Genomic DNA, 26,170 nt, shown 5'->3' on the forward strand with positions numbered 1-26,170 from the left:
ATGCGCGCCATATCCTTCGCCGCCGCCGCGCTGCTCGTCGCCGTGGCCGGATGCGCCGGAAACCAGGGATCGCAACCCCAGACCGGTGACACCCGCTTCGTGGCGGGCGACGGCAAGATCACCATGTTCGAGGCCGCCGACCGCAAGGCCGCCCCACGGGTCGAGGGGGAGACCCTCGACGGGGGCACCGCCTCGCTGGCCGCGCACCGGGGCAAGGTCGTGGTCATCAACTTCTGGGCCTCCTGGTGCGCGCCCTGCCGGGCCGAGGCGCCGGTGCTCAAGGAGGTCTCCGCCGCCAAGAAGGCGGACGGCGTGACGTTCCTCGGCATCGACTTCAAGGACCGCAAGGCCGACGCCCTCGCCTTCGAACGCGGCCACAAGCCCGGCTACCCGAGCATCTTCGACCAGCCCGGCAAGGTGGCGCTCTCCTTCCAGGGCACGGTCCCGCCCGCGGCCATCCCGTCCACGCTGATCATCGACCGTCAGGGCCGGATCGCCGCCCGCGCCCTCGGCGCGGTCACCTACACCGACCTCCTGGAGGCCGTCACCAAGGTCGGCGATGAACGATAACCGCTCGCGCCTCCCCGTGACGGCGGACGGGCCCGCCGTTACCACCCGGCCCGCCGTCGGCGTCCGGACCGCCGGGACCACCCCGTCGGCGGGACACGGTCTCGCAGGTCTCACACCGGGAGCCCGCCATGGGCGTTGACCTCGCCGGTACGGTCGCCGGCGGCTCGCTGGCGCTGGCGCTGCCGATAGCGGTCGCGGCCGGGCTGGTCTCGTTCCTGTCGCCGTGCGTGCTGCCGCTGGTCCCGGGCTACCTGTCGTACGTGACCGGCATGAGCGCCGACCCCAGGCGGGGGCGCATGGTGGCCGGGATCGTGCTGTTCGTGCTGGGGTTCGCCACGGTGTTCGTGGCCGGGGGCGCCCTGTTCGGCGGGCTGGGCGCGGCGCTGTTCGGCAACGCCGGGATCATCACCCGGGTGCTCGGCGGGCTCACGATCGTGCTCGGCCTGGCCTTCATGGGGGCGATCCCCGGACTGCAGCGCGACGTCCGCATCCACCGGCTCCCGGCCGCGGGGCTGGCCGGGGCTCCCCTGCTCGGCCTGGTCTTCGGCCTCGGCTGGACCCCCTGCATCGGCCCCACCCTCGCCGTCGTGCTCACCCTCGGCCTGAACGAGGGCAGCGCCGGCCGCGGCGCCGTGCTCGCCTTCGCGTACGCGCTCGGTCTCGGCCTGCCGTTCGTGGCGGCGGGACTGGCGTACAGCAGGGCCCTGCGCACGTTCAAGGCGGTGCGGCGGCACTCGCAGCTGATCACGCGTGTGGGCGGCGTCATGCTGGTCGTCGTCGGGGTGCTGCTCGTCACCGGGATCTGGGAGCAGCTCGTCGCGGCCATGCAGGGCTGGGTCGGCGGATTCGAGCCGGTGATCTGATGGAACACACGGGTCCGGTGATGGAGGAGGAGCAGACGACGGCGGAGGCCGCGGTGGATCGGGGGCGTCCTGCCGGGCTCGGGGTCGTGGGCTGGGCGCGCTGGTTCTGGCGGACGCTCACCTCCATGCGGACAGCGCTGATCCTGCTCTTCCTGTTCGCCCTGGCCTCCGTGCCCGGCTCGATCTGGCCGCAGCGCGGCGTCTCCGACGCCAAGGTCGCCCAGTACTTCGCCGACGACCCCGCGCTGGCCCGATGGCTGGACCGGTTCTGGCTGTTCGACGTGTTCCAGGCGCCCTGGTTCGCCGCGATCTACCTGCTGCTGTTCGTCTCCCTGATCGGCTGCGTGCTCCCGCGTACCGCGACCCACCTGCGGGAACTGCGCAGGAAGCCGCCCGCGGCGCCGCGCAACCTGAGCAGGCTGCCGCACCACGCCTCCTTCTCCTGTGGCCTGACCGTCGACGAGGCGGCCGCGCGGCTGCGCGCGAAGCGGTTCCGGGTGACCACCGGCCCCGGCTGGGTCGCCGCGGAGAAGGGCTACCTGCGCGAGAGCGGCAACCTGCTGTTCCACGTGGCCCTGCTCGGCCTGCTGCTCGCGGTCGGGGCCGGAGCGCTGTACGGCTACCGCGGGAACGTGCTGGTCGTGGAGGGCGAGGGGTTCGCCAACACGGTCGCGGCCTACGACCGGTACATGCCCGGCCGGCAGGTGAGCGCCGAGTCGCTGGAGCCGTTCTCCTTCACCGTCGAGGACTTCCAGGCGACCTACATCGCCAAGGGAGACAAGGCAGGCCAGGCCCTCGACTACGCGGCCAGGCTCAAGGTCGAGGACGCCCCCGGGGCGGCCGCCCGCGAGCACCTTCTCAAGGTCAACGAGCCGCTGGACGTCAACGGCACGCTGAGCTACCTCATCGACCACGGCTACGCGCCGACCTTCAGGATCACCGACGGCAAGGGGCAGGTCGCCTTCGACGGTCCGGTGGCCTGCCTGGTGGTCCAGCCCGCCACCTTCACCTCCGAATGCGTGATCAAGGTTCCGGACGCGCAGCCCGAGCAACTCGGCGTACTGGTCGCCTTCCTGCCCACGGCCGTGCCGATGGGCTCGGAGTGGGTCTCGGTCTTCCCCGGGGCCGCCAACCCCACCGCCCAGGTGTACGGTGCCTTCGCCGGTGACCTCGGCCTGGAGAGCGGCCGCCCGCAGTCGGTCTACGAGCTCGACCCGGCGAGCCTGAAGAAGATGAAGCCGCTCGTGATGAAGGCCGACCCGTTGCAGGTCGGCGGGAGGCTCGCGCTGCCGGGCGGAGCCGGCTCGATCGAGTTCACCGGGGTCAGGGAGTGGATCGCCCTGCAGGTCGCCCACGACCCGGGCAGGATGCCCGCCCTGGTCTCCGCGGTCCTCGCCGTGGCCGGGCTCGTGCTGACCCTGACCGTCCGCCGCCGCAGGGTGTGGGTACGCGTCCACGAGGCGTCCGGTGGGGCGGGCGGTGACGGGCACCGCGTCGAGGTGGGCGGCCTCACCCGCACCGAGGGCGGTGACTTCGGCGAGGAGTTCGACGAGATCGTCTCCGCCCTGAACACGGAACCCCGGGACGAGGGGTCCCCGGAACCGGCGAACACGGAGCCTGCGACCCCGGAACCCTCCACCCCGGAACCTTCGACCCCAGGACCTTCGAACCCAGGAGTGCAGGATGCCCGCTGAGGTCGATACCGGCCTCGCCACGTTGAGCGACCAGCTCATCCTGGCGACGGTGCTGCTCTACGTCTTCGCAATGATCGCTTACGCCCTGGACCTGGCCTTCGGCCGGCCCGCGGAGGCACCGGCCCGCGCCGCGCGTCCGAGGCTCGCTCCCGTCGCCGCCGGTGTCGGTGCCGCCGGTGCCGCTTCCGGCAGCACCGGCGGCACCGCCGGCACCGATGCCGACCGGGACCCGGCCGCGACGGGGACCGCGCGGGGCGACGGACCGTCCGGCGGGCCCCCCGCCTGGACGAGGTGGGCGGGGCCCGCGGGCGTCGCGCTGAGCTGGCTCGGCTGGGCCGCCAACCTCGCCTCCCTGCTCACCCGGGGCCTGGCCGTGGGCCGCTGGCCCTGGGGCAACATGTACGAGTTCGTGGTCGCCATGTGCTTCGCGGCGATGAGCGCGTTCCTGTTCATGCAGCTCCGCTACCGCGTCCGGTTCCTGGGCGCGTTCGTGGCGGTCGCCGCCGCCCTGGGGCTGGGCTTCGCCGTCCGCTACCTGCACGTGCAGGCCGGTCCGGTGGTGCCCGCGCTGAACTCCTACTGGATCGCGATCCACGTGTCGGCGGCGATCATCGCCAGCGGGCTGTTCATCCTGGCGGGCGTCTCCGGCATCCTCTACCTGGTCAGGAAGGACGGCTCGGTCCGCCTGCCGTCCCGGCCGGACCTGGAGCGGGTCGCACACCGGGCCATCGTGATCGGCTTCCCGATCTGGACCTTCGCCGTCATCGCCGGGGCGCTCTGGGCCGACAAGGCCTGGGGCCGCTACTGGGGCTGGGACCCCAAGGAGATCTGGGCCTTCATCACCTGGATCGCCTACGCGGCCTACCTGCACGCCCGTGCCACCGCGGGCTGGAAGGGGAAGGCGGCCATGATCGTTCAGCTCATCGCCTTCGCGTGCCTGCTGTTCAACCTGGTCGGGGTGAACATCTTCCTGGGGGGCCTGCACTCCTACGCCGAGGTTCCCGGCTGAGTCGTGGCCGTCGAAGGTCCCGGCCACCGGATCCCCGGCCGCCGGGACGTGGTCGCGGGTCAGTCCTCGTCGCGGAGCCTGCGGTCGAGGTCCTTGAGGAAGTCGGGGTCGTCGTCGGGTCCCTTGGGGGCCGCGGGGCGCGGGGGCCTGTTCTGCGACGGCAGCGATCGGGGTGCCCGGGGGCCGGTGGGGCGGCCGAGCAGCAGCCAGAAGACCCCTCCGGCGACCGGCATCAGCACCACGATGACCGCCCAGAGCAGCTTGGGCAGGTTCCTTGACTCCTCGTCCGGCGTGGTGATGACGTCGAACAGGCAGTAGAGCCAGAAGGCGAGTATCGCCAGACCGACAAGCATGGGCATGCCCGAACTGTAAGCCATTGCGAGAACCACTGCGGTCGGCCCGCGGTTACGGGTGACCGGCGGGGGGACCACCCCGTACCGTAGGAGCGTTGCCACTTCCCCAGGGGGTGTGATGGCACATTCGGGCGACAAGGGCCGCCATCGACGGCGGTGGTGGCAGCGGAGTCCGGCTCCGCGTGCGGAGGGCTCCCTCCGCGGGGCTCCGCGTGAGGTCCCCCGCGAGGCCGAGCGCGGGGTCGGTACGGTGACCGCCCCGGTGGTCGACCGCCCGCAGTACACCTGGAAGGACTTCGAGCTCGACGACGAGCGTCCCCGGGCCCAGCCCAACTCCCCCGACACCCCGGACCTGGGGGACGGCCTGCGCCACTGCGGGCGGCTGGAGCGCATCCTGCACCGCCAGTGGGACTCCCGCCACGAGGTGCCCACGCCGGAGGTCGTGCGGGCGGTGGAGAGCCTGGCCAGGCTGCCCGACGCGCTCAAGGACAAGCTGGCCGACGGCCTGGACGGGATCTACGTCGGCGCGGGCGGCGTACCGGACCTGGACGACATGGGCTACCTGCGCGGGGCCCCGCTCCCGTCGGGCCGGGCGACCTGGGACGTCTGCGCCGGGGCGTACGGCGACCGGAAGATCGTGGTGGGGGACCGGCCCTCGCCCACCCCCGACGTGATGATGCACGAGGTCGGGCACGCCCTGGACGACGTGGACGCCCCGCACGGCGACTGGGTCTCCGACTCCCCGGAGTTCGCCGTCCTCTACGACAGGTGCGTCCCCAAGCTGGCCTCGGGGTTCCACCTGCAGTCCGGCGATCTGGGACGCAAGGAGTTCTTCGCGGACGCCTTCGCCGCGATCGTCTCCCGGCAGCGTCCCGCGCTGGTCGACATGCTCGGCGGTGACACGCGGATGGCGCTCGACGTCATGTTGTTCTTCAACCGGCGCTACGGAATCTAGGTGATCTGGGATGTACGTCGTCAGGCTCGCTGACGGGACCCTGCGCGTGCCGCAGACCCTGGCCAGCGAAGACGGGCGTCTGATCGGCAACGCCTACGTGGAGGTGTCCCCGGGCGATCCCGACTACGAGCGCTGGCTGGCCGAGTCGCTCACCGAGGAGGAATGGGCCGATCGCCGCAGGCGCTGGCTGAAGGAGAACGACGAGCTCGAACGGGAGTTCCTGGCCTTCAAGGCCGAGCAGGAGACCTGGACGGGCCGTGACCCGCAGGAGCCGGGCCGGATCACTCCGGGCGGCTCCGGGGGCGGGACGCGGTGATGGGGGAGGTCACCGTCGAGGTCGATCGATGCCGTCGGGGGTCGTCGTTCAGCGTTGTTCGTCGTCCAGCGTTGTCGGGGGTCCCGGTCGTGTCGCGTGACGTCTAGGACGACTCCACGGTGACCCTGCGGCTTCCGGGTAAGGCGCGCAGGATCACCGATGGTGTGACGTCCTAAGTCGTCAAACGCGCGGGGACTCGCCTGCCGGCCGTTCGGCCGTCAAGACGTCCTCTCCACGCAGAAGGGCGTGCACTTCCGACTCGCGGAAACGCCGGTGCCCTCCGGGGGTACGGATGCTGCTGATGCGGCCTGCCGCGGCCCAGCGTGTAACCGTCTTTGGGTCGACCCGAAAGAGGGCGGCAACCTCTCCGGGCGTCAGCAGACGCTCGCTGCTACTCTCCACAATCTCTCCCCCTCGCATCCCGCTTCCTGCCAGCGGGCGGACAGGTAACCAGTGTGCCGAGCGAAGCCTGATTTATCCGTGGTTTTCAACAAAGATCACGGGTTGTTATCGACTGCCTGCCCGATTGTTATATGATAGAGCCTTTTTGAGACGCTCGTGGGTGTTTCTTTACGAAACTGATCTCTTGTGAAGACTAGCAGCGCTCGCAGTCGATGCGAAGAGCGTCCGCATGGTCACCCCGCGATCGTGCCTGGAGGAACGGCGTGACGTAACCTCGATGCCGTGCATCCCGTCATCGTTTACACCGCGTCCCGGGCCGGCCTGCTGATCGTGAGCCTGGGAGTGCTCTATATCCTCGGCCTGCGCCAGCCCCTGGTCCTGCTGATCGCCGCATTCCTGGTCAGTGGGGTGGCCAGTTACGTCCTGCTCTCGAAGCAGAGGGACGCGGTGAGCGAGCGAATCGCTAAGAATCGGGAGTGATCGGCAACGGGAACATGCCGACTCGGGCATGGTACTCGTGACCAAGCCGGGTTGTGTCACTACCAACGAGTAATCCGTCCCGATGGGCCAGGAATGCCTTGACTCCGATTCCTGGATCGCGGGTGGGGTTCCATGTCAGGGCCCTGCCGGTACGCGGATGGATCGCCCCGATCCCCGGCCGCGCCACCGCGCCGGGGCCCGCCGAGTCGCGTCCGCGGGGATTGTTCAGCCAGCGCTGGTGCCCGCCGACGTAGACGGCGGCCCCGGTCGCGGCCACCGCGTAGAGCGAGTCCCCGCCGGTGTGGTTCACCCAGGCCGGCTCCACCCGGCCGGTCGCGTCCGTCCGGAAGCTCGCCGCGGTGTCGCACATCCGGTCCGGGCCCATCGGCCCGCCGGTGGTCACGACGGCGAGGTGGCCGCCACCGGGGGCGAAGTCCAGGCCCCGCAGGTAGCCGGGGAAGTCCGACCGGCACCTGCCCCGGTAGGCGTCGGTCCGCCAGGGCGCGACCGCCGCCGGTGAGGCGGTCACGTCTACCAGGCCGAGCTGGGAGCGCGGCAGAGCGCCCAGGGTGCCGAAGTCACCGGCCACCGCCAGCCGGGTACGGCTCAGGGCCAGCGCGTGGACCCGGACGCGCCCGCCCCTGGGCGCGGCCGGTTCGACGGTGAACGCCGGGTCGGCCGCACCGGTCACCGCGTCCAGCCTGGCCAGCGCGGTGCGCGGGACGTCGCCGACCGCGGTGAAGTCGCCGCCGGCGTACAGGGCGCGGCCGGACCTGACCAGGGCGGTGACCGTGCCGCCCCGCACCCGGGCGCCGAAGCGGGCCACGGCCGAGCCGTCGGAGAGCCGCAGCAGGGCCAGGCCCCGCGTCCATCTCCCTCCGGCCGAGGTGAAACGGCCGCCCGCGTAGACGGTGCCGTGCACGCCCGGGGCCAGCGCCCGTACCGGGTGGTCGGGCTGCGGCGCGAAGCCGGGCAGCACCCGGCCGGTGGCCAGGTCGTAGGCGAACAGGTTGCGGCGCCGCAGCACCCGGGAGCCGCCCGCCTCGCGCACCGCGCCGAACGCGCCGCCGACCACCACGGTGCCGTCCACCAGTGCGAGGGCGTTGACGATCCCGTCGAGCACGTGCGGGGTGGTGTCCACCGGATCGGCCGAGACGACCCGGGGGTGCCCGACGCCGCCGGCGTACCGGCCGGGGATCGCCGACGCGGCCGGGACGGAGGCCGTCGGGACGGCCGAGGCGGCCGGGACGGTCGGGACGGTCGGGATCAGGGTGGTGACCAGGGTGGCGACCGGGATGAGGACACTGCTGGCAAACATTTGACAATTTTTAGCACGCGAAGGGTGACCGGACCGCTACTTTCCGTGGATCGTCCGCGCGGGCCTAGTCTTGGTCCATGACGCGCGCTTCTCTGGACAAGCAGCCGCACGAGGTCGCCGCGATGTTCGATCGCACGGCCCGGCGGTACGACCTGGTCAACGACGTGATCTCCCTGGGCCAGGTCCGGCTCTGGCGCAAGGCGACCGCCGCGGCCGTCGACGCGGGCCCCGGTGAGCTCGTCCTCGACCTGGGAGCGGGCACCGGCACCTCCACCGACGCCTTCACCGCCCTGGGCGCCCGCGCGATCGCCTCCGACTTCTCGCTCGGCATGCTGAGCACCGGGGTCCGGCGCCGGGGCGGCTCGGGGATCTCCGGCGGCGGCGTCCGGGGGGTCAGCTTCATCGCCGGGGACGCGCTCCGGCTGCCCTTCGCCGACGAGGTCTTCGACGCGGTGACGATCTCCACGGCCCTGCGCAACGTGCACGACACCGCCGGGGCGCTCCGCGAGATGTACCGGGTTGCCAGGCCGGGCGCGCGCCTGGTCATCCTGGAGTTCTCGCACCCGACGCCCAGGTCGTTCGACCTCGTATACTCGCGGTACCTGATGAAACTGATGCCGCAGGTCGCGAAGGTCCTGGGTTCCAACGACGACTCCTACGAGTATCTGGCGGAGTCGATCCGGGCCTGGCCGGACCAGGCGGGGCTGGCGAGGATCATCCAGGGAGCGGGCTGGGAGCGGGTGGCCTGGCGCAACCTGAGCCTCGGCATCGTGGCTCTTCACCGGGCGTACAAGCCCGGGCCCGAGACCGCGTAGAAGGTTGCCGATCCGTAGCCGCACCCGCCTGACACTTTGCTCCGCAAAGGCGTTAGACTTCGGCGCGACAAGTTTGTGAAGACCTTCACAAAGGAACGAAAGGCCCCTCACCCCGAGGCCCCCACAGCGTGTAGGACAGGACAGGTCCCGTGACCGTGCCAGCCGTCGTACAGCGAAAGATCGCTGAGGCTGACGCCGACGTCATCGTCGTCGGCGCCGGGCCTGCCGGTTCGACGACCGCTTTCCATCTCGCCCAGGCCGGACTCGACGTCCTGCTGCTGGAGAAGACCACCTTCCCCCGCGAGAAGGTCTGCGGCGACGGCCTGACCCCCCGGGCCGTCAAGCAGCTCATCGCCATGGGGATCGACATCGACGCCCCCGGCTGGGTCCGCAACAAGGGCCTGCGCGTGGTCGGCGGCGGCATGCGCTTCGAGCTGGACTGGCCCGAGCTGGCCAGCTACCCCGACTTCGGCCTGGTCCGCACCCGCCAGGACTTCGACGAGATCCTGGCCGGCAACGCGGTCAAGGCGGGCGTCCGGCTGGTCCAGGGGGTCAACGTCACCGCCCCGATCCTGGACGAGCGCAGCGGGCACGTCGTCGGCGTGGTGGCCAAGCGGGAGGGCGAGGAGGTCTCCTACCGCTCCCGGCTGGTGGTCGCCGCCGACGGCAACTCCACCCGGATCTCCCTGGCGATGGGGCTGCACAAGCGCGAGGACCGCCCGATGGGCGTCGCGGTGCGCACCTACTTCGAGAGCCCCCGCCACGACGACGACTACCTGGAGACCTGGCTGGAGCTCTGGGACGGCGACACCCTGCTGCCGGGCTACGGCTGGATCTTCGGCGTCGGTGACGGCACCTCCAACGTCGGCCTGGGCCTGCTGAACACCAGCGAGTCCTTCAAGGGCATGGACTACCGCGACCTGCTCAAGCGCTGGGTGAAGGGCATGCCCCCCGAGTGGGGCTACGTCGAGGAGAACATGACGTCCCCGATCAGGGGCGCCGCGCTGCCGATGGCCTTCAACCGCCAGCCGCACTACACGCGGGGCCTGGTGCTGGTGGGCGACGCGGGCGGGATGATCAACCCGTTCAACGGCGAGGGCATCGCGTACGCGATGGAGAGCGGGCACATCGCCGCGGAGTCGATCGTCCAGGCGCTCGGCAGGGTGACCCCCGCCCAGCGCGAGCGGGTGCTGCGGGCATATCCTCGGACGCTGAAGGACGCCTACGGCGGCTACTTCACCCTCGGCCGCGGGTTCGTGGAGCTCATCGGGCACCGCGGCGTGATGAACTTCGCCACCCGTCACGCGCTGCCGCACCCCCGCCTGATGCGCTTCGCGCTCAAACTCCTTGCTAATCTCACCGACCGGCGGGGTGACGCGTCCGACCGCATCATCAACGCCCTGTCCAAGGCGGCGCCACCGGCATGATCATCAATCGGCGTGCCCGACGGCACCTGCGACCCGGGGCGATGATCGCCCTGCCTAGACTTCCGGAACACACCGACATGCAGAGCTACGCGCCGGCGCGCGTGGAGATGGGAGAGGAGGCGTAGCGATGGAGTTGTACGCACCCATCCTGGTGCTCGCCGTGCTCGCGGCGGGATTCGCGATCTTCTCGGTGACGATCGCGCCCTTCACCGGTCCCAAGCGCTGGAACCGCGCGAAACTCGACGCCTACGAATGCGGCATCGAGCCGACGCCCCAGCCCGTGGGCGGAGGACGTTTCCCGCTCAAGTACATGATCACCGCGATGCTGTTCATCGTGTTCGACATCGAGATCATCTTCCTCTACCCGTGGGCGGTCGCCTTCGACCAGCTCGGCATCTTCGGGTTGGTCGAGATGCTCCTGTTCATCGTCACCGTGCTCGTGGCCTACGCGTACGTGTGGCGCCGCAAGGGTCTGGACTGGGACTAGATATGGGTCTTGAAGAGAAACTTCCGAGCGGATTCATGCTCAGCACGGTCGAGCAGGTGGCCGGCTGGGCGCGCAAGAACTCCGTCTGGCCGGCGACCTTCGGTCTCGCCTGCTGCGCCATCGAGCTGATGTCCACCGGCGGACCCAAGCACGACCTGGCGCGCTTCGGCATGGAGCGCGCCTCGGCGTCTCCGCGCCAGGCCGACCTGATGATCGTCGCGGGCCGGCTGTCGCAGAAGATGGCCCCGGTGCTGCGCCAGATCTACGACCAGATGGCCGAGCCCAAGTGGGTCATCGCCATGGGCGTCTGCGCCTCCAGCGGCGGCATGTTCAACAACTACGCGATCGTGCAGGGCGTCGACCACGTCGTGCCGGTGGACATCTACCTGCCCGGCTGCCCGCCGCGGCCCGAGATGCTGATCGACGCGATCGTCAAGCTGCACGACAAGATCCAGAACACCAAGTTCGGCGCGCACCGCGCCAAGCAGATCGACGATCTCGAACTGCAGGCCCTGCGGACGCTGCCGCTCATCGACCAGGGAACCGTCAAATGACGACCGAACCCACCGGCAACCTCCCCGAGGTCCCCGAGGTGCCCGAGCAGCCGGTGACCCGCCTGGGCATGTTCGGCGCCAAGGGCAGCGGTGACACCTCGGGCTACGGCCGTCTCGTCGTGCGGCGCAAGCCCGAGCTGTCCAGCGTCCGCCCGTACGGCGGCTACTACGACACGATCGCCGACGAGCTGGAGCGCGCCCTGGGCGCCTCCTTCGGCGAGGCCGTCGAGCGCGTCGTCGTCGACCGCGGCGAGCTGACCTTCCACGTCAGGCGCGAGCGCCTGCCGGAGGTCATGCGGGTGCTCCGCGACGACCCGGCGCTGCGCTTCGAGCTCTCGCTCGGCGTCTCCGGCGTGCACTATCCCGACCTCGAGGGTCAGGAGCTGCGCGCGGTCTACCACCTGTGCTCGATCACGCACAACCGCCGGATGCGCGTCGAGGTCTCCTGCTCCGACGCCGACCCGCACATTCCCTCCACGGTCTCGATCTACCCGACGAACGACTGGCACGAGCGGGAGACCTGGGACTTCTTCGGCATCATCTTCGACGGCCACCCGGCGCTGACCCGGATCATGATGCCCGACGACTGGGACGGCCACCCCCAGCGCAAGGACTACCCGCTCGGCGGCATCCCGGTCGAGTACCGCGGCGCCGAGATCCCCGCGCCGGACCAGAGGAGGTCTTACACATGAGCGCCCCCTACGAGGAGGCCACCGAGGCCACCGAGGGCAGGGTCTACACCGTCTCCGGCAACGACTGGACGGAACTGGTCGAGACCCTCAGCGGCCAGCAGGACCAGCAGCTCGTCATCAACATGGGCCCCCAGCACCCGTCCACGCACGGCGTGCTCCGGCTGGTGCTGAACCTGGACGGCGAGACGGTCACCGAGGCCCGCACGGTCATCGGCTACCTGCACACCGGCATCGAGAAGAACCTCGAGTACCGGACGTGGACCCAGGGACCGACGTTCGTCACCCGGATGGACTACCTCTCGCCGATCTTCAACGAGACGGCGTACTGCATGGCCGTGGAGAAGCTGCTCGGCATCACCGACCGCGTCCCCGAGCGGGCCCAGGCCATCCGCGTGATGATGATGGAGCTCACCCGCATCTCCTCGCACATGGTGGCCATCGGCACCTTCGGCATGGAGCTGGGCGCGACCACCCCGTTCCTGTTCGGGACCCGCGAGCGCGAGCTGGTGCTCGACGTGATGGAGTACATCACCGGCCTGCGGATGAACATGGCCTACGTCCGGCCGGGCGGCGTCTCCGTCGACCTGCCGGCCGGCTCCGTCGACAAGGTCGCCGAGCTGCTCAAGATCATGCCGCAGCGCATCAGGGACATGCGCAAGATGCTCGACGCCAACCCGGTCTACCTGGCCCGCACCCGGGACGTCGCCTACCTCGACCTCACCGGCTGCATGGCGCTGGGCATCACCGGGCCGATGCTGCGGGCCGCGGGCCTGCCCTGGGACCTGCGCAAGTCGCAGCCCTACTGCGGCTACGAGACCTACGAGTTCGACGTGCCGACCGAGAAGAGCGCCGACGTCTACGGCCGCTACCTGGTCCGGGTGGCCGAGATGGAGGAGTCGCTCAAGATCATCGAGCAGGCCCTCGACCGCATCTCCGGCCCGCTCAAGAACGGCCGGGTCATGATCGACGACAAGAAGATCGGCTGGCCCGCGCAGCTCGCGCTCGGCCCCGACGGCCTGGGCAACTCGCCCGACCACATCGCGCACATCATGAGCGGATCCATGGAGGCGCTCATCCACCACTTCAAGCTGGTGACCGAGGGCTTCAGGGTCCCGGCCGGACAGGTCTACTGCCCGGTCGAGTCGCCCCGCGGCGAGCTCGGCGCCCACGTGGTCAGCGACGGGGGCACCCGCCCCTACCGCGTCCACTTCCGCGATCCGTCCTTCACGAACCTGCAGGCCGTGCCCGCGACGTGCGAGGGCGGAATGATCGCCGACGTCATCTCGGCGGTGGCCTCGATCGACCCCGTGATGGGAGGTGTCGACCGATGAGCGCGACCACGCGCCCGGCCGACGAGCCGGACAACAGCTCGCCCGGGGACGCCGGCGCGTCCACCGGCACCGGCCTGACGGGCGAGACCGCCCTGAGCACGAGCACCGGCACGGGCGGCGAGCCCTCCAACGCGGGCGCCCCCGGCACGGGCCGCCAGGAGAGCGCGGCCCAGGCCGGGACGTACGGCCCCGAGGTCCGCGAGCGCCTGGAGCGCGACGCCAAGGAGATCATCGGCCGCTACCCCAGGCCGCGGTCGGCCCTGCTGCCCCTGCTGCACCTGGTGCAGTCCCAGGACGGCTACGTCTCCGACGCCGGCCACGAGTTCTGCGCCGAGATCCTCGGCCTGAGCAAGGCCGAGGTGGTCGGCGTGTCCACCTTCTACACCATGTACAAGCGCAAGCCGATGGGCCAGTACCACGTGGGCGTGTGCATCAACACGCTCTGCGCGGTCATGGGCGGCGACCAGATCTGGGACGAGCTGACCGAGCACACCGGCGTCGGCCACGACGAGACCACCCCCGACGGCAAGGTCTCGCTGGAGCGGCTGGAGTGCAACGCCGCCTGCGACTTCGCCCCGGTCATGATGGTCAACTGGGAGTTCTTCGACAACCAGACCCCCGCCTCGGCCAAGCAGCTCGTCGACGACCTGCGGGACGGCAAGGAGATCGCGCCGACCCGCGGCCCGAAGAGGCTCTGCACGTTCAAGGAGGCCTCGCGGGTGCTCGCGGGCCTGCCCGACGGCCTGGCCGGTGACGGCCCCTCGGCGGGAGACTCCTCGCTGGAGGGGCTCAGGATCGCCAAGGCCAACGGATGGAAGGCTCCCGAGGCGTGAACGGGCGCAACGAACGAGCCGGCATGCACGGCACGACCCCGTCGCCCGGCGACGGGCTGCCAGGCGAGGAGACGAAGTGACCACTCTCACCCCGGTTCTCACCGCGAACTGGGACCAGCCGAACTCCTTCACCCTGGAGGGCTACGGCGATTACTCGGCGGCCGAGAAGGCGCTGGGCATGGACCCGGACGCCGTGATCCAGGCGGTCAAGGACTCCGGCCTGCGCGGTCGCGGGGGCGCGGGCTTCCCCACCGGCATGAAGTGGGGCTTCATCCCCCAGGGGGACGGCAAGCCGCACTACCTGGTGGTCAACGCCGACGAGTCCGAGCCCGGCACGTGCAAGGACATCCCGCTGATGATGGCCAACCCGCACGCGCTGGTCGAGGGCGTCATCATCACCGCGTACGCGATCCGCGCCAACCACGCGTTCATCTACGTGCGCGGCGAGGTGGTGCACGTCGTGCGCCGCCTGCAGGCGGCCGTGGCCGAGGCGTACGCCAAGGGCTTCCTCGGCCGTGACCTGTTCGGCTCCGGGTTCGACCTGGAGCTCGTGGTGCACAGCGGGGCCGGCGCCTACATCTGCGGCGAGGAGACGGCGCTGCTCGACTCGCTGGAGGGCTACCGGGGCCAGCCCAGGCTCAAGCCGCCCTTCCCGGCCGTGGCGGGCCTGTACGCCTCGCCCACCGTGGTCAACAACGTCGAGTCGGTGGCCAGCGTCCCCTCGATCATCGCCAACGGCGCCGACTGGTTCGCCGGGATGGGCACGGAGAAGTCCAAGGGCTTCGGCATCTTCTCGCTGAGCGGCCACGTCACCCGCCCCGGCCAGTACGAGGCCCCGCTCGGCATCACGCTGCGCGAGCTGCTGGAGATGTCCGGCGGCATCCGCGAGGGCCACACGCTCAAGTTCTGGACCCCCGGAGGGTCGAGCACCCCGATCTTCACCGCCGAGCACCTGGACGTCCCGCTGGACTTCGAGTCCGTCGGCGCCAAGGGCTCGATGCTCGGCACCCGGGCGCTGCAGATCTTCGACGAGACCACCTGCGTGGTGCGCGCCGTACTGCGCTGGACCGAGTTCTACGCGCACGAGTCCTGCGGCAAGTGCACCCCCTGCCGGGAGGGCACCTTCTGGCTCAAGCAGGTGCTCAAGCGGCTGGAGAAGGGCCAGGGCACCGAGGAGGACCTGACCACGATCACCGACATCGCCGACAACATCCTGGGCCGGTCCTTCTGCGCCCTGGGCGACGGTGCCACCAGCCCCATCCACTCGTCGGTCAAGCACTTCCGCGACGAGTACCTCAGGCACTTCGAGATCGGCGGCTGCCCGTTCGATCACGCCCCCTCCACCGTGTGGGCGGCGAAGTGAACGCGCTCAGGCAGCCAACCGGCAAGCACAGCACCGTCTCGGTCGCCAGGCCGACGGAGGAGACGCCATGACCGTCGAAGCCACCACCCCGGCGCAGGCGCCGGTGGACCTGGTCACCGTCACCATCGACGGCTTCCAGGTGAGCGTCCCCAAGGGCACGCTGATCATCCGGGCGGCCGAGCTGCTCGGCATCCAGATCCCCCGGTTCTGCGACCACCCGCTGCTGGAGCCGGCCGCCAACTGCCGCCAGTGCCTGGTGGACATCCCCGACGCCGGCAACGGCCGCGGCTTCCCCAAGCCGCAGCCGTCCTGCGCGATCGAGGTCGCCCAGGGCATGGTCGTGCAGACCCAGCTCACCTCTCCCGTCGCGGAGAAGGCCCAGCGCGGCGTCATGGAGATGCTGCTGCTGAACCACCCGCTGGACTGCCCGGTCTGCGACAAGGGCGGCGAGTGCCCGCTGCAGAACCAGGCCATGTCCAACGGCCAGGGCGAGAGCCGCTTCGCGGAGAAGAAGCGGACGTTCGAGAAGCCGGTGCCGCTCTCCACGGAGGTGCTGCTCGACCGCGAGCGCTGCGTCCAGTGCGCGCGCTGCATCCGCTTCTCCGACGAGATCGCCGGTGACCCGTTCATCGACTTCTTCGAGCGCGGGGCCAAGGAGCAGGTCGGCGCCGCGGACGGCGAGCCGTTCGAGTCCTACTTCTCCGGCAACACCGTGCAGATCTGCCCGGTGGGCGCGCTGACCAGCGCCGCCTACCGCTTCCAGGCCCGCCCGTTCGACCTGGTCTCCACCCCCACCGCCTGCGAGCACTGCGCCAGCGGCTGCTCGCTGCGCACCGACCACCGGCGCGGCAAGGTCACCCGCCGCCTGGCCGGGGACGACCCCGAGGTCAACGAGGAGTGGAACTGCGACAAGGGCCGCTGGGCCTTCACCTACGCCACCCAGCCCGACCGGCTGCGCACGCCCCTGATCCGTGACGAGCAGGGCCGCCTGGTCCCGGCCTCCTGGCCGGAGGCGTTCGCCGTCGCGGCCAAGGGCCTGGCCGCGGCCCGCGGGCGCGCGGGCGTGCTCGTCGGCGGCCGGGTCACCGTCGAGGAGGCGTACGGGTACGCCAAGTTCGCCCGGCTCGCGCTCGGCACCAACGACATCGACTTCCGCGCCCGCCCGCACTCGGCCGAGGAGACGCTGTTCCTGGCGCACGCCGTGGCCGGCAAGGGCATCGAGGTCCGCTACGCCGACCTGGAGAACGCCCCGGCGGTGCTGCTGGCCGGGTTCGAGCCCGACGAGGAGTCGCCGATCGTCTTCCTGCGGCTGCGCAAGGCGTGGCGCAAGAAGGGCCTGAAGGTCTTCTCGGTAGCGCCGTTCGCCGGCCCCGGGCTGGCCAAGATGGGCGGCACGCTGATCCCGGCCGTCCCGGGCACCGAGGCCGCCGTGCTGGACGATCTGGCCGCCGCCGACCCGGCCGCGGCCGCGGCGGTCCGCCTGCCGGGCGCGGTCATCCTGGTCGGCGAGCGGCTCGCCACCGCGCCGGGCGCGCTGTCGGCGGTGCTGAGGCTCGCCTCCTCCACCGGGGCCCGGCTGGCCTGGGTGCCGCGCCGCGCCGGTGAGCGCGGCGCCCTGGAGGCCGGTGCGCTGCCGAACCTGCTGCCGATCGGCCGCCCGGTCGGCGACGACGGCGCCCGCGCCGAGATCGCCCGCGCCTGGGACGTCGCCTCCCTGCCCGAGGCCGAGGGCCGCGACACCACGGGCATGCTGGCCGCCGCCCTCGACGGCGAGCTGGACGCCCTGGTGGTGGCCGGGGTCGACCCCTACGACCTGGCCGCGCCGCACGCCGCCCTGCTGGCCATGGAGAACACCCCGTTCATCGTGAGCCTGGAGCAGCGCGCCAGCGCGGTCACCGACCGCGCCGACGTGGTGTTCCCGGTCGCCGTGGTCGCCGAGAAGTCCGGCACCTTCGTCGACTGGGAGGGACGCGGGCGCACCTTCACCGAGGCGCTCACCGTCCCCGGCGTCATGAGCGACCTGCGGGTCGTCTCCGCCATCGCCGACGCCATGGACGTCCACCTGGGCCTGCCCGACGCCGCCGCGGCCCGCCGCGAGCTGGCCTCGATCGGCGCCTGGCGCGGCCCCCGCGCCGCCGCCCCCGACGCCGTCGGCCGCCCGGCCGTCCGTCCGGAGGCCGGGCAGGCCGTCCTGGCGAGCTGGCACCTGCTGCTCGACGACGGCCGCCTGCAGGCCGGCGAGCCGTACCTGGCCGGTACCGCCCGCCCGGCCGTGGCGCTGGTCTCCCCGGCCACCGCGGCCGAGACCGGCCTGACCGACGGCGGCCAGGTCACGGTCGGCACCGAGCGCGGCTCGCTGACCCTGCCGGTGCGGTTCGCGGCCCTGCCCGACCGGGTGGTCTGGCTGCCGGCCAACTCCGCCGGCCGCTCGATCACCCGCGACCTGCGCGCGGTCCCCGGCGACGTCGTCACGATCGCCGCCTCCCGGACCGGCACCGCGGACGACCGGTCGGTCGCCCCGGCCGCGGCGAGCCCGGCCACGCCCGCCGCGGTGAGCACCGTCGCGGGTACCGTCACCGACGGTGCCACGGGGGTCATCACGGGCACCGTCGTGGGCGCCGGAGCCGGTCCCGACGAGCGTGCCCCCGGCACGAGGGCCGGCGAGGCACGTGCCGCCGGCGAAGCCAACGAGGAGCGGTAATGAATGCCCGGACTCTTCTAGCGGCCGATCCGACCCTCGCCGACTTCGGCAAGGACCCGCTCTGGATCAGCATCATCAAGGCCGTCGTCATCTTCATCGTCCTGATGCTGGGCGTGCTGTTCGGCGTCTGGTTCGAGCGCAAGCTCATCTCGCGCATGCAGAACCGGTACGGCCCCAACCGCGCGGGCAAGTTCGGGCTGCTCCAGTCGGTGGCCGACGGCCTCAAGATGGGGCTCAAGGAAGACCTGATGCCCCGGACCGTCGACAAGGTGATCTACTTCATCGCCCCGGTCGTGCTCGCGGTCCCGGCCTTCCTGGCCTTCTCCGTCATCCCGATGGGCCCGAAGGTCTCGATGTTCGGCGTCCAGACGCCGCTGCAGCTCACCGACCTCCCGGTCGCGGTGCTGCTGGTGCTGGCGATGGCCTCCATCGGCGTCTACGGCGTCGTGCTGGCCGGCTGGGGCTCGCGCTCGCCGTACTCGGTCCTGGGCGGCCTGCGGGCCAGCGCCCAGGTGGTCTCGTACGAGATCGCGATGGGACTGTCGTTCGTCGGCGTGTTCCTGTTCGCCGGGACGCTGTCCACCTCCGAGATCGTCGCGGCGCAGGCCAGCGGCGGGACGCTCACGCTGGGCGGGCTGCAGCTGCCGATGCCCTCGTGGTACATGATCCTGCTGATCCCGTCCTTCCTGATCTACATCGTCACCATGCTGGGCGAGACCAACCGGGTCCCCTTCGACCTGCCCGAAGGCGAGGGCGAGCTGGTCGGCGGCTTCCAGACCGAGTACTCCAACTCGCTGAAGTTCGCGGTCATCATGCTCGCCGAGTACGTCAACGTCTTCGTGGTCTCCGCGGTCTCCATCACCCTGTTCATGGGCGGCTGGCGGGCCCCGTGGCCGATCTCCATGTGGGACGGGGCCAACGCCGGCTGGTGGCCGCTGCTGTGGTTCTTCCTCAAGATGGTGCTGGTCTTCTCCTTCTTCGTCTGGTGCCGCGCCTCGCTGCCGCGCGTCAGGTACGACCAGCTCATGGCGCTCGGCTGGAAGATCCTCATCCCGATCAACCTGGCGTGGATCCTGCTCGTGGCCACCGTCAGGGCCCTGCAGCTGCCCGAGGTCAACCGGGCGCTGGTGCTCATCCTGGCCGCGCTGGTCATGGTCGCCTGCCTGGGGATCTGGTGGCGCTTCGACAGCGTGCTGCAGAAGCGCAAGGAGGCCAAGGCCGCCCAGGTCGAGGCCGAGTTCGAGCAACTCCAAGCCGAGCCCGCCGCGGGTGGCTTCCCGGTTCCGCCGCTCGACCTGCCGCACTACCACGGTGTAGCGCGCAAGGAGGTTCCCAGTGGGAGCAACTGATTGGCTGAACCCCATCAAGGGGTTCGGCGTGACCTTCCACACGATGTTCAAGAAGGTCGAGACGGTCAACTATCCCGAGGAGCACAAGCCCACGGCTCCGCGCTTCCACGGCCGGCACCAGCTCAACCGCTGGCCCGACGGCCTGGAGAAGTGCGTCGGCTGCGAGCTGTGCGCCTGGGCCTGCCCGGCCGACGCGATCTTCGTCGAGGGCGCCGACAACACCGACGAGGAGCGGTTCTCGCCCGGTGAGCGCTACGGACGCACCTACCAGATCAACTACCTGCGGTGCATCCTGTGCGGCCTGTGCATCGAGGCGTGCCCGACACGGGCGCTGACGATGACCAACGAGTACGAGCTCGCCGACACCAGCCGTGAGAGCCTCATCTACACCAAGGAGATGCTGCTCGCGCCGCTCGGTCCCGGCATGGAGATCCCGCCGCACCCCATGCGTCTCGGCGAGACCGAAGAGGACTACTACCGGCTGGGACGCAACAATGGGTGAGACCGTCACGTTCTGGGTCCTGGCCGTCGTCTCGGTGGCGGCGGCCCTCGGCCTCGTCTTCAGCCGCAAGGCGGTCTACTCGGCGCTCATGCTGGGCGTCGTCATGCTCTCGCTGGCCGTGCTGTACGCCATCCAGGACGCCCCCTTCCTCGCCGCGGTGCAGATCATCGTCTACACCGGCGCGGTCATGATGCTCTTCCTGTTCGTGCTGATGCTGGTCGGCGTCGACTCCGCCGACTCGCTGGTGGAGACGATCAAGGGACAGCGGCTCTGGGCGGCCGTGGCGGGCCTGTCGTTCGCCGCCCTGCTCGCCCTGGGCGTCGGCAACGCGGCCTTCTCCGCGCCGGTCGGCATGGACCAGGCGGTCCAGGCGGCGGGCGGCAACGTGCCCTCGCTGGCCCAGCTGATCTTCACCAGGCACGTGTTCGCCTTCGAGGTCACCTCGGCGCTGCTGATCACCGCCGCGCTCGGCGCGATGGTGCTGGCGCACCGCGAGCGGATCCGGCCCAAGGCCACCCAGCGCGACCTGTCCCGTGCCCGCTTCAGCGGCCCGCAGCCCTCGCCGCTGCCCGGCCCCGGCACCTACGCGCTGCACAACGCGATCGACATGCCCGCCCTGCTGCCCGACGGCACGGTCGCGGCCAAGTCCATCAATCGGGTGCTGGCCCGGCACGAGATGGAGGACGGCTTCGCGCCGACCGACCCGGCCAAGGCGGCGCTCATCAAGCAGGTCCTGGAGAAGGACGCGGACACCGACCGCGCGCCCGGCCCGGACACCGCGCCCGTCCAGGTGAAGGACCCGGCGCTCCCGCAGGAGGACGGCAAGTGACCACTCACTACCTGGTGCTCTCCGCGCTGCTGTTCGCGATCGGCGCCGTCGGCGTGCTGGTGCGGCGCAACGCGATCGTGGTGTTCATGTGCGTCGAGCTCATGCTCAACGCCTGCAACCTCGCGTTCGTCACCTTCGCCAGGCAGCACGGCAACCTGGACGGCCAGCTCATCGCGTTCTTCGTGATGGTGGTGGCCGCGGCCGAGGTCGTCGTCGGCCTCGCCATCATCGTGATGATCTTCCGAACCCGCAGGTCGGCGTCTGTGGACGACGCCAACCTGCTGAAGTACTAAGAGGTGGCCGTGGAACCCGCTGAGATCATCCAGCATTCCGGGGGCGCGATCGGGGTCTCCTGGCTCATGATCGCGCTCCCGTTGCTCGGCGCCGCGGTCCTGTTGCTGCTCGGGCGCCGCTCCGACCGCTGGGGGCACCTCCTCGGCGTCGCGATGTCCCTGGGCGCCTTCGCGGTGGCCGTCGCCGTCTTCCTCCAGCTGCTCGGCCTCAACCCCGAGCAGCGCCGCCAGGGCGTCCCGCTGTACGAGTTCATCCCCGGCATCGCCGACATGGGGCTGCTGATCGACCCGCTGTCGATCAGCTTCGCGCTGCTGATCACCGGTGTGGGATCGCTGATCCACATCTACTCGATCGGTTACATGTCGCACGACCACGACCGGCGCAGGTTCTTCGCGTACCTGAACCTGTTCGTCGCGGCGATGCTGCTGCTGGTGCTGGCCGACAACTACATCGCCCTGTTCATCGGCTGGGAGGGCGTGGGCCTGGCCTCGTACCTGCTGATCGGGTTCTGGTACGTCAGGCCGCGCGCGGCCACCGCCGCCAAGAAGGCGTTCGTCGTCAACCGCGTCGGTGACTTCGGCCTCCTGATCGCGATCTTCACGATCTTCACGGTGTTCGGCACGGTCGACTTCCAGTCGCTCACCAAGGTGGCCGTCGGCGGGGCGATGCAGGCCGGCGCGGTCTCGCAGACCACGGTCACCGCGATCGGCCTGCTGCTGCTGCTCGGCGCCTGCGGCAAGTCGGCCCAGCTGCCGCTGCAGTCCTGGCTGCTGGACGCGATGGAGGGCCCGACCCCGGTCTCGGCCCTCATCCACGCCGCGACCATGGTCACCGCGGGCGTCTACCTCGTGGTCCGCTCCGGCGCGTTCTTCGAGAACGCCCCGACCGCGCAGCTCGTCGTGACGATCGTCGGTGTGGCCACGCTGCTCGCCGGTGCGATCATCGGTTGCGCCAAGGACGACATCAAGAAGGGCCTGGCCGGCTCGACGATGTCGCAGATCGGCTACATGATGCTCGCCGCGGGCCTCGGCCCGGTGGGCTACGCGTTCGCCATCGCGCACCTGATCACGCACGGCTTCTTCAAGGCCAACATGTTCCTCGGCGCGGGCTCGGTCATGCACGGCATGAACGACGAGGTCGACATGCGCAGGTACGGCGGGCTGTTCCCGGTGATGAAGGTCACCGCGATCACGTTCATCATCGGCTACCTCGCGATCATCGGCTTCCCGCTGCTGTCCGGTTACTTCACCAAGGACGGCATCATCGAGACGGCCATGCACCACAACGCGATCCTGGGCTGGCTCGCGGTGCTGGGCGCCGGCATCACCGGCTTCTACATGTCGCGGATGGTCTTCATGACCTTCTTCGGCAAGCGGCGCTGGGCCGACGACGCCCACCCGCACGAGTCGCCCGCCGTGATGACGATCCCGCTGGTCGTGCTCTCCATCGGCTCGATCTTCCTGGGCGCCTTCCTGATCCTGGGCAACCGGTTCATGCTGTTCATCGCCCCGGCCGTCGGCCGTCCCAAGGACCTGCCCGCGTTCCACGCCCTCAGCGTCCCCGGCCTGGCCACGCTCGCGCTGGTCGCCGTCGGTGCCGCGTTCGCCTGGTTCCGCTACGGCGCCGCCGAGGTGCCCGCGCTCGCCCCGCGCGGCTCGTTCCTCACCACGTTCGCCCGTCGTGACCTCTACGGCGACACGCTGAACGAGGCGCTGTTCATGCGCCCGGGCCAGTGGCTCACCCGGATCGCGGTGTTCTTCGACAACCGCGGCATCGACGGTGTGGTCAACGGCCTGGCGGCGGGGATCGGCGGCTCCTCCGGCCGGCTGCGCCGCATCCAGACCGGCTACGTACGGTCCTACGCGTTGTCCATCCTCTTCGGTGCCGCCGTGGTCGTTGGCGCGCTGCTCTACGTAGGGAACATGTGATGCCCTGGCTCTCGACCCTGATGGCCGTGCCCGTTCTGGGCGCGGTGGGTGTCTCCCTTGTCAAGAGTGACAAGCTCGCCAAGCAGCTGGCCATGGTGGTCTCGCTGGTCGTGCTGGCGCTGACCGTCGTCGTCGCCGTGCAGTTCAACCCCACCTCGCAGACCCGCTTCCAGTTCGCCGAGGTCTACGACTGGATCCCGCGCTTCGGCGTGCACTACGGCGTCGGCGTGGACGGCATCGCGCTGGTGCTGATCGCGCTCTCGGCGGTGCTGGTGCCGATCGTGATCCTCGCCTCCTGGCACGACGCCGACGGCACGGTCGTGACGGTGCCGGGCGAGGAGCCCAGGACCGTGACGCCGAAGCGGTCGGTGAAGACCTACTTCGCGCTGCTGCTGGTGCTGGAAGCGATGATGATCGGTGTCTTCGCGGCCACCGACGTCTTCCTGTTCTACGTCTTCTTCGAAGCCATGCTGATCCCGATGTACTTCATGATCGGGTCGTACGGCGGGGCGCAGCGGTCCTACGCGGCCGTGAAGTTCCTGCTCTACTCGCTCTTCGGCGGGCTGCTCATGCTGGTCGCGGTGATCGCCCTCTACGTGGTCGCCGCCAAGGGCACCTTCATGTTCCCCGAGCTCATCGGGGCCGTGCAGGACCCGACCACGCAGAAGTGGCTCTTCGCGGGCTTCTTCATCGCCTTCGCCGTCAAGGCGCCGCTGTGGCCGTTCCACACCTGGCTGCCCGACGCGGCCGCGCAGGCCCCGGCCGGCGCCGCGGTGCTGCTGGTGGGCGTGCTGGACAAGGTCGGCACGTACGGCATGCTCCGCTTCTGCCTGGAGCTGTTCCCCGGGGCGTCGAAGTTCTTCACCCCGCTGGTGATCGTGCTCTCGGTCGTCGGCATCGTCTACGGCGCGATCGTGGCCATCGGCCAGACCGACATGAAGCGCCTGATCGCCTACACCTCGATCTCGCACTTCGGCTTCATCGCGCTGGGCGTGTTCGCGATGACCAGGGACGGCGGCAGCGGTGCCACCCTCTACATGGTCAACCACGGCTTCTCCACGGGCGCGCTGTTCCTGATCGCGGGCTTCCTGATCTACCGCCGGGGCTCCAGCAGGATCGCCGACTACGGGGGCGTGCAGAAGGTCGCCCCGGTGCTCGCCGGCACCTTCCTGATCGCCGGCCTGTCCGGGCTCTCGCTGCCCGGCCTGTCGACGTTCGTCAGCGAGTTCATGGTCCTGCTCGGCACCTACGAGCGGTACGCGATCCCGGCGATCATCGGGACGACCGGCGTGATCCTGGCGGCCGTCTACATCCTGTGGATGTACCAGCGCACGATGAACGGGCCGACGGCCGAGTCGGTCGCGACCCTGCCCGACCTCGACCGGCGTGAGAAGTGGGTGATGGCGCCGCTGATCGCGGTGATCCTCATCCTGGGCTTCTTCCCCAAGCCGATGCTCGATGTGATCAATCCCGCGGTGGACAAGACGCTCTCCAGCGTCGGCGTCGAACCGTTCACCCCCGCCGTGGCGGAGAAGGGGGCCGGTCAGTGAACGGCACCATCCAAGCCCCGACGATCGAATACGCGCTGCTCTCACCGATGCTGCTCGTGTTCGGCGCGGCGATCGTCGGTGTGCTCGTCGAGGCGTTCGCGCCCCGGTACCTGCGCAAGTCGATCCACGTGCCGCTCACCCTGCTCGCCCTGTTCGGCGCGTTCGTGACGACCGTGCTGGCCGCCCGCGGCGGCCTGCCGGACGCCCCGGCGGCCATGGGCGCGGTCGCGGTGGACGGGCCCTCCCTGTTCATCTGGGGCGTCATCCTCATCCTGGCCCTGGTCAGCACCCTCCTGATCAACGAGGAGGACCAGTTCGTCGCGCAGGCGGCGGCCGTGCCGGGAAGCCCGGACGAGGAGGAGGCGATCCTCGGCGGGTACGCCCAGACCGAGGTCTACCCGCTGCTGCTGTTCTCGGTGGGCGGCATGCTGCTGTTCGCCGCCGCCAACGACCTGCTGGTCATGTTCGTCGGCCTGGAGGTCCTGTCCCTGCCGCTGTACCTGCTGTGCGGCCTGGCCCGCCGTCGCCGCCTGCTCTCGCAGGAGGCCTCGGTCAAGTACTTCCTGCTGGGCGCCTTCTCGTCGGCCTTCTTCCTGTACGGGACGGCCCTGGTCTACGGCTACGCCGGTTCGGTGGACCTCGCCGCCGTCAACACCGCGCTCGGCAGGGTCAGCGGCCAGGAGACGCTGCTGCTGATCGGCACCGCGATGCTCGGCATCGGCCTGTTCTTCAAGATCGGCGCCGCGCCCTTCCAGGCGTGGAAGCCCGACGTGTACCAGGGCGCGCCCACCGCGGTGACCGCCCTGATGGCCTCCACCGTGCTGGTGGCCGCCTTCGGCGCGCTGCTGCGGGTCTTCTGGGTCGCCCTGGGCGGCCTCCAGTGGAACTGGCAGCCGATCATGTGGGGTGTCGCGATCCTCACGATGGTCGTCGGCGCGATCCTCGCGATCACCCAGACCGAGATCAAGCGGATGCTGGCGTACTCCTCGATCGCGCACGCGGGCTTCCTGCTCACCGGTGTCGTCGCGATCGGCGCCGCCGAGCAGAACGCCCAGGCCCTGTCGGCCATCCTGTTCTACCTGGCCGCGTACGGCTTCACCACGGTGGGCGCCTTCGCGGTCGTCACCATGGTCCGCGACGCGGGCGGCGAGGCGGGGCACCTGTCGCGCTGGGCCGGTCTGGGCAAGCGGTCCCCGGTCCTGGCCGGCATCTTCGCGTTCTTCCTGCTGGCCTTCGCGGGCATCCCGCTCACGAGCGGCTTCTTCGGCAAGTACGCGGTGTTCTCGGCCGCGGTCGCCGGGGACGCGCTGCCGCTGGTCGTCGTGGGCGTGGTCACCTCGGCCGTCGCCGCGTTCTTCTACGTCCGCGTGATCGTGCTGATGTTCTTCAACGAGCCCTCCGCCGACGGGCCGTCCATCGCGGCGCCCACGGTGGGGACCTCGGCTGTGGTGGCCCTGGCGGCAGCGGCTACGGTAGTGCTCGGGGTCTTCCCGCAGCCGGTGCTCGATCTCGCGGATCAGGCTGCGTCCGCGCTGTTCATTCGCTAGAGGAGTAA

Annotated in this window: 26 protein-coding genes; 23 read left to right on the forward strand and 3 right to left on the reverse strand. The window is 70.4% G+C overall.

Annotated elements, in window-relative coordinates:
* From ACIBCT_RS01185 to ccsB, 4 genes are all read left to right on the forward strand, one after another.
* Positions 1-570 carry a TlpA family protein disulfide reductase gene (locus ACIBCT_RS01185; protein WP_399185364.1) on the forward strand — a complete coding sequence of 190 codons (570 nt, stop codon included), beginning with the start codon at positions 1-3 and terminating at the stop codon, positions 568-570.
* A 128-nt stretch (positions 571-698) separates the two neighbouring features.
* Positions 699-1,433 (forward strand): cytochrome c biogenesis protein CcdA, encoded by a 735-nt coding sequence (locus tag ACIBCT_RS01190; protein ID WP_344891092.1) that lies wholly within the window; start codon positions 699-701, stop codon positions 1,431-1,433.
* On the forward strand, positions 1,433-3,127 hold the full coding sequence (locus ACIBCT_RS01195; RefSeq protein ID WP_399185366.1) for a cytochrome c biogenesis protein ResB: 1,695 nt from the start codon (positions 1,433-1,435) through the stop codon (positions 3,125-3,127). The genes ACIBCT_RS01190 and ACIBCT_RS01195 overlap by 1 nt, the downstream gene beginning before the upstream one ends.
* The gene (ccsB, locus tag ACIBCT_RS01200) at positions 3,117-4,136 is read left to right on the forward strand and encodes a c-type cytochrome biogenesis protein CcsB (RefSeq protein ID WP_399185368.1); all 1,020 of its coding nucleotides are present in this window, start codon (positions 3,117-3,119) and stop codon (positions 4,134-4,136) included. The genes ACIBCT_RS01195 and ccsB overlap by 11 nt, the downstream gene beginning before the upstream one ends.
* 59 nt (positions 4,137-4,195) lie before the next feature.
* Here the strand turns inward: ccsB and ACIBCT_RS01205 are convergent, their stop codons facing one another.
* Positions 4,196-4,495: a PLD nuclease N-terminal domain-containing protein gene (locus tag ACIBCT_RS01205; protein WP_399185369.1), complete on the reverse strand. Its 300-nt coding sequence runs from the start codon at positions 4,493-4,495 to the stop codon at positions 4,196-4,198.
* 244 nt (positions 4,496-4,739) lie between these two features.
* On the opposite strand from ACIBCT_RS01205, the gene ACIBCT_RS01210 reads away from it, so the two are divergent.
* Positions 4,740-5,444, forward strand: coding sequence for a hypothetical protein (locus tag ACIBCT_RS01210; RefSeq protein ID WP_399185370.1), 705 nt, complete (start codon positions 4,740-4,742; stop codon positions 5,442-5,444).
* Between the two features lie 10 nt (positions 5,445-5,454).
* Entirely contained in the window at positions 5,455-5,760 is a 306-nt protein-coding gene (locus tag ACIBCT_RS01215; protein ID WP_344891079.1) for a hypothetical protein, read from the forward strand.
* A 180-nt stretch (positions 5,761-5,940) separates the two neighbouring features.
* On the opposite strand, the gene ACIBCT_RS01220 is transcribed toward ACIBCT_RS01215, so the two are convergent.
* On the reverse strand, positions 5,941-6,180 hold the full coding sequence (locus tag ACIBCT_RS01220) for a BldC family transcriptional regulator (RefSeq protein WP_012887349.1): 240 nt from the start codon (positions 6,178-6,180) through the stop codon (positions 5,941-5,943).
* Between the two features lie 264 nt (positions 6,181-6,444).
* On the opposite strand from ACIBCT_RS01220, the gene ACIBCT_RS01225 reads away from it, so the two are divergent.
* Positions 6,445-6,642 carry a DUF4229 domain-containing protein gene (locus ACIBCT_RS01225; protein WP_344891076.1) on the forward strand — a complete coding sequence of 66 codons (198 nt, stop codon included), beginning with the start codon at positions 6,445-6,447 and terminating at the stop codon, positions 6,640-6,642.
* Here ACIBCT_RS01225 and ACIBCT_RS01230 read toward each other — a convergent pair.
* On the reverse strand, positions 6,626-7,960 hold the full coding sequence (locus tag ACIBCT_RS01230; protein ID WP_399185371.1) for a hypothetical protein: 1,335 nt from the start codon (positions 7,958-7,960) through the stop codon (positions 6,626-6,628). The two genes, ACIBCT_RS01225 and ACIBCT_RS01230, sit on opposite strands and share 17 nt — an antisense overlap.
* Before the next feature lie 77 nt (positions 7,961-8,037).
* On the opposite strand from ACIBCT_RS01230, the gene ACIBCT_RS01235 reads away from it, so the two are divergent.
* The 16 genes from ACIBCT_RS01235 to nuoN all read left to right on the forward strand — a co-directional run bounded on the left by ACIBCT_RS01235 (position 8,038) and on the right by nuoN (position 26,162).
* A complete protein-coding gene (locus ACIBCT_RS01235; RefSeq protein ID WP_399185372.1) occupies positions 8,038-8,775 on the forward strand; it encodes a demethylmenaquinone methyltransferase in 738 nt (245 codons plus the stop codon).
* 149 nt (positions 8,776-8,924) lie between these two features.
* Positions 8,925-10,202 (forward strand): geranylgeranyl reductase family protein, encoded by a 1,278-nt coding sequence (locus tag ACIBCT_RS01240; RefSeq protein WP_399185373.1) that lies wholly within the window; start codon positions 8,925-8,927, stop codon positions 10,200-10,202.
* 127 nt (positions 10,203-10,329) lie between these two features.
* Entirely contained in the window at positions 10,330-10,689 is a 360-nt protein-coding gene (locus ACIBCT_RS01245; RefSeq protein ID WP_344891066.1) for an NADH-quinone oxidoreductase subunit A, read from the forward strand.
* 2 nt (positions 10,690-10,691) lie between these two features.
* A complete protein-coding gene (locus ACIBCT_RS01250) occupies positions 10,692-11,243 on the forward strand; it encodes an NADH-quinone oxidoreductase subunit B family protein (RefSeq protein ID WP_344891063.1) in 552 nt (183 codons plus the stop codon).
* Positions 11,240-11,935, forward strand: a complete 696-nt coding sequence (locus ACIBCT_RS01255) for an NADH-quinone oxidoreductase subunit C (protein ID WP_399185376.1) — start codon at positions 11,240-11,242, stop codon at positions 11,933-11,935. The genes ACIBCT_RS01250 and ACIBCT_RS01255 overlap by 4 nt, the downstream gene beginning before the upstream one ends.
* Positions 11,932-13,266, forward strand: coding sequence for an NADH-quinone oxidoreductase subunit D (locus tag ACIBCT_RS01260; RefSeq protein WP_399185378.1), 1,335 nt, complete (start codon positions 11,932-11,934; stop codon positions 13,264-13,266). Before ACIBCT_RS01255 ends, ACIBCT_RS01260 begins: the two co-directional genes overlap by 4 nt.
* A 92-nt stretch (positions 13,267-13,358) precedes the next feature.
* Positions 13,359-14,099 carry an NADH-quinone oxidoreductase subunit NuoE gene (nuoE, locus tag ACIBCT_RS01265; RefSeq protein WP_399186081.1) on the forward strand — a complete coding sequence of 247 codons (741 nt, stop codon included), beginning with the start codon at positions 13,359-13,361 and terminating at the stop codon, positions 14,097-14,099.
* A gap of 76 nt (positions 14,100-14,175) precedes the next feature.
* Entirely contained in the window at positions 14,176-15,462 is a 1,287-nt protein-coding gene (nuoF, locus tag ACIBCT_RS01270; protein ID WP_399185379.1) for an NADH-quinone oxidoreductase subunit NuoF, read from the forward strand.
* Positions 15,463-15,529: 67 nt separating this feature from the next.
* Positions 15,530-18,163: an NADH-quinone oxidoreductase subunit G gene (locus ACIBCT_RS01275; protein WP_399185380.1), complete on the forward strand. Its 2,634-nt coding sequence runs from the start codon at positions 15,530-15,532 to the stop codon at positions 18,161-18,163.
* On the forward strand, positions 18,163-19,512 hold the full coding sequence (gene nuoH / locus ACIBCT_RS01280) for an NADH-quinone oxidoreductase subunit NuoH (RefSeq protein ID WP_399185382.1): 1,350 nt from the start codon (positions 18,163-18,165) through the stop codon (positions 19,510-19,512). The genes ACIBCT_RS01275 and nuoH overlap by 1 nt, the downstream gene beginning before the upstream one ends.
* On the forward strand, positions 19,499-20,014 hold the full coding sequence (gene nuoI / locus ACIBCT_RS01285; protein ID WP_344891043.1) for an NADH-quinone oxidoreductase subunit NuoI: 516 nt from the start codon (positions 19,499-19,501) through the stop codon (positions 20,012-20,014). The genes nuoH and nuoI overlap by 14 nt, the downstream gene beginning before the upstream one ends.
* Positions 20,007-20,843, forward strand: a complete 837-nt coding sequence (locus ACIBCT_RS01290; RefSeq protein ID WP_399185383.1) for an NADH-quinone oxidoreductase subunit J — start codon at positions 20,007-20,009, stop codon at positions 20,841-20,843. The genes nuoI and ACIBCT_RS01290 overlap by 8 nt, the downstream gene beginning before the upstream one ends.
* A complete protein-coding gene (gene nuoK / locus ACIBCT_RS01295; RefSeq protein ID WP_344891038.1) occupies positions 20,840-21,136 on the forward strand; it encodes an NADH-quinone oxidoreductase subunit NuoK in 297 nt (98 codons plus the stop codon). Before ACIBCT_RS01290 ends, nuoK begins: the two co-directional genes overlap by 4 nt.
* 66 nt (positions 21,137-21,202) lie before the next feature.
* Entirely contained in the window at positions 21,203-23,065 is a 1,863-nt protein-coding gene (gene nuoL, locus ACIBCT_RS01300) for an NADH-quinone oxidoreductase subunit L (protein ID WP_399186082.1), read from the forward strand.
* Positions 23,065-24,615: an NADH-quinone oxidoreductase subunit M gene (locus tag ACIBCT_RS01305; RefSeq protein WP_399185384.1), complete on the forward strand. Its 1,551-nt coding sequence runs from the start codon at positions 23,065-23,067 to the stop codon at positions 24,613-24,615. Before nuoL ends, ACIBCT_RS01305 begins: the two co-directional genes overlap by 1 nt.
* Positions 24,612-26,162, forward strand: coding sequence for an NADH-quinone oxidoreductase subunit NuoN (gene nuoN, locus ACIBCT_RS01310; protein WP_399185385.1), 1,551 nt, complete (start codon positions 24,612-24,614; stop codon positions 26,160-26,162). The genes ACIBCT_RS01305 and nuoN overlap by 4 nt, the downstream gene beginning before the upstream one ends.
* Positions 26,163-26,170: the final 8 nt, after the last annotated feature.

It is taken from the genome of Streptosporangium sp. NPDC050855 (assembly GCF_044456585.1).
GTDB lineage: Bacteria > Actinomycetota > Actinomycetes > Streptosporangiales > Streptosporangiaceae > Streptosporangium > Streptosporangium longisporum.

Bases quoted from the DNA above. Each gene is read 5' to 3' on its own strand.
- ACIBCT_RS01255 (WP_399185376.1), top strand. From the start codon at position 11,240: ATGACGACCGAACCCACCGGCAACCTCCCCGAGGTCCCCGAGGTGCCC.
- ACIBCT_RS01305 (WP_399185384.1), top strand. From the start codon at position 23,065: ATGCCCTGGCTCTCGACCCTGATGGCCGTGCCCGTTCTGGGCGCGGTG.
- ACIBCT_RS01195 (WP_399185366.1), top strand. From the start codon at position 1,433: ATGGAACACACGGGTCCGGTGATGGAGGAGGAGCAGACGACGGCGGAG.
- ccsB (WP_399185368.1), top strand. From the start codon at position 3,117: ATGCCCGCTGAGGTCGATACCGGCCTCGCCACGTTGAGCGACCAGCTC.
- nuoH (WP_399185382.1), top strand. From the start codon at position 18,163: ATGAATGCCCGGACTCTTCTAGCGGCCGATCCGACCCTCGCCGACTTC.
- ACIBCT_RS01185 (WP_399185364.1), top strand. From the start codon at position 1: ATGCGCGCCATATCCTTCGCCGCCGCCGCGCTGCTCGTCGCCGTGGCC.
- ACIBCT_RS01205 (WP_399185369.1), bottom strand. From the start codon at position 4,495: ATGCCCATGCTTGTCGGTCTGGCGATACTCGCCTTCTGGCTCTACTGC.
- ACIBCT_RS01230 (WP_399185371.1), bottom strand. From the start codon at position 7,960: ATGTTTGCCAGCAGTGTCCTCATCCCGGTCGCCACCCTGGTCACCACC.
- ACIBCT_RS01275 (WP_399185380.1), top strand. From the start codon at position 15,530: ATGACCGTCGAAGCCACCACCCCGGCGCAGGCGCCGGTGGACCTGGTC.
- nuoL (WP_399186082.1), top strand. From the start codon at position 21,203: ATGATCGCGCTCCCGTTGCTCGGCGCCGCGGTCCTGTTGCTGCTCGGG.
- ACIBCT_RS01290 (WP_399185383.1), top strand. From the start codon at position 20,007: ATGGGTGAGACCGTCACGTTCTGGGTCCTGGCCGTCGTCTCGGTGGCG.
- ACIBCT_RS01235 (WP_399185372.1), top strand. From the start codon at position 8,038: ATGACGCGCGCTTCTCTGGACAAGCAGCCGCACGAGGTCGCCGCGATG.
- ACIBCT_RS01190 (WP_344891092.1), top strand. From the start codon at position 699: ATGGGCGTTGACCTCGCCGGTACGGTCGCCGGCGGCTCGCTGGCGCTG.
- ACIBCT_RS01245 (WP_344891066.1), top strand. From the start codon at position 10,330: ATGGAGTTGTACGCACCCATCCTGGTGCTCGCCGTGCTCGCGGCGGGA.
- ACIBCT_RS01250 (WP_344891063.1), top strand. From the start codon at position 10,692: ATGGGTCTTGAAGAGAAACTTCCGAGCGGATTCATGCTCAGCACGGTC.
- ACIBCT_RS01215 (WP_344891079.1), top strand. From the start codon at position 5,455: ATGTACGTCGTCAGGCTCGCTGACGGGACCCTGCGCGTGCCGCAGACC.
- ACIBCT_RS01260 (WP_399185378.1), top strand. From the start codon at position 11,932: ATGAGCGCCCCCTACGAGGAGGCCACCGAGGCCACCGAGGGCAGGGTC.
- ACIBCT_RS01220 (WP_012887349.1), bottom strand. From the start codon at position 6,180: ATGCGAGGGGGAGAGATTGTGGAGAGTAGCAGCGAGCGTCTGCTGACG.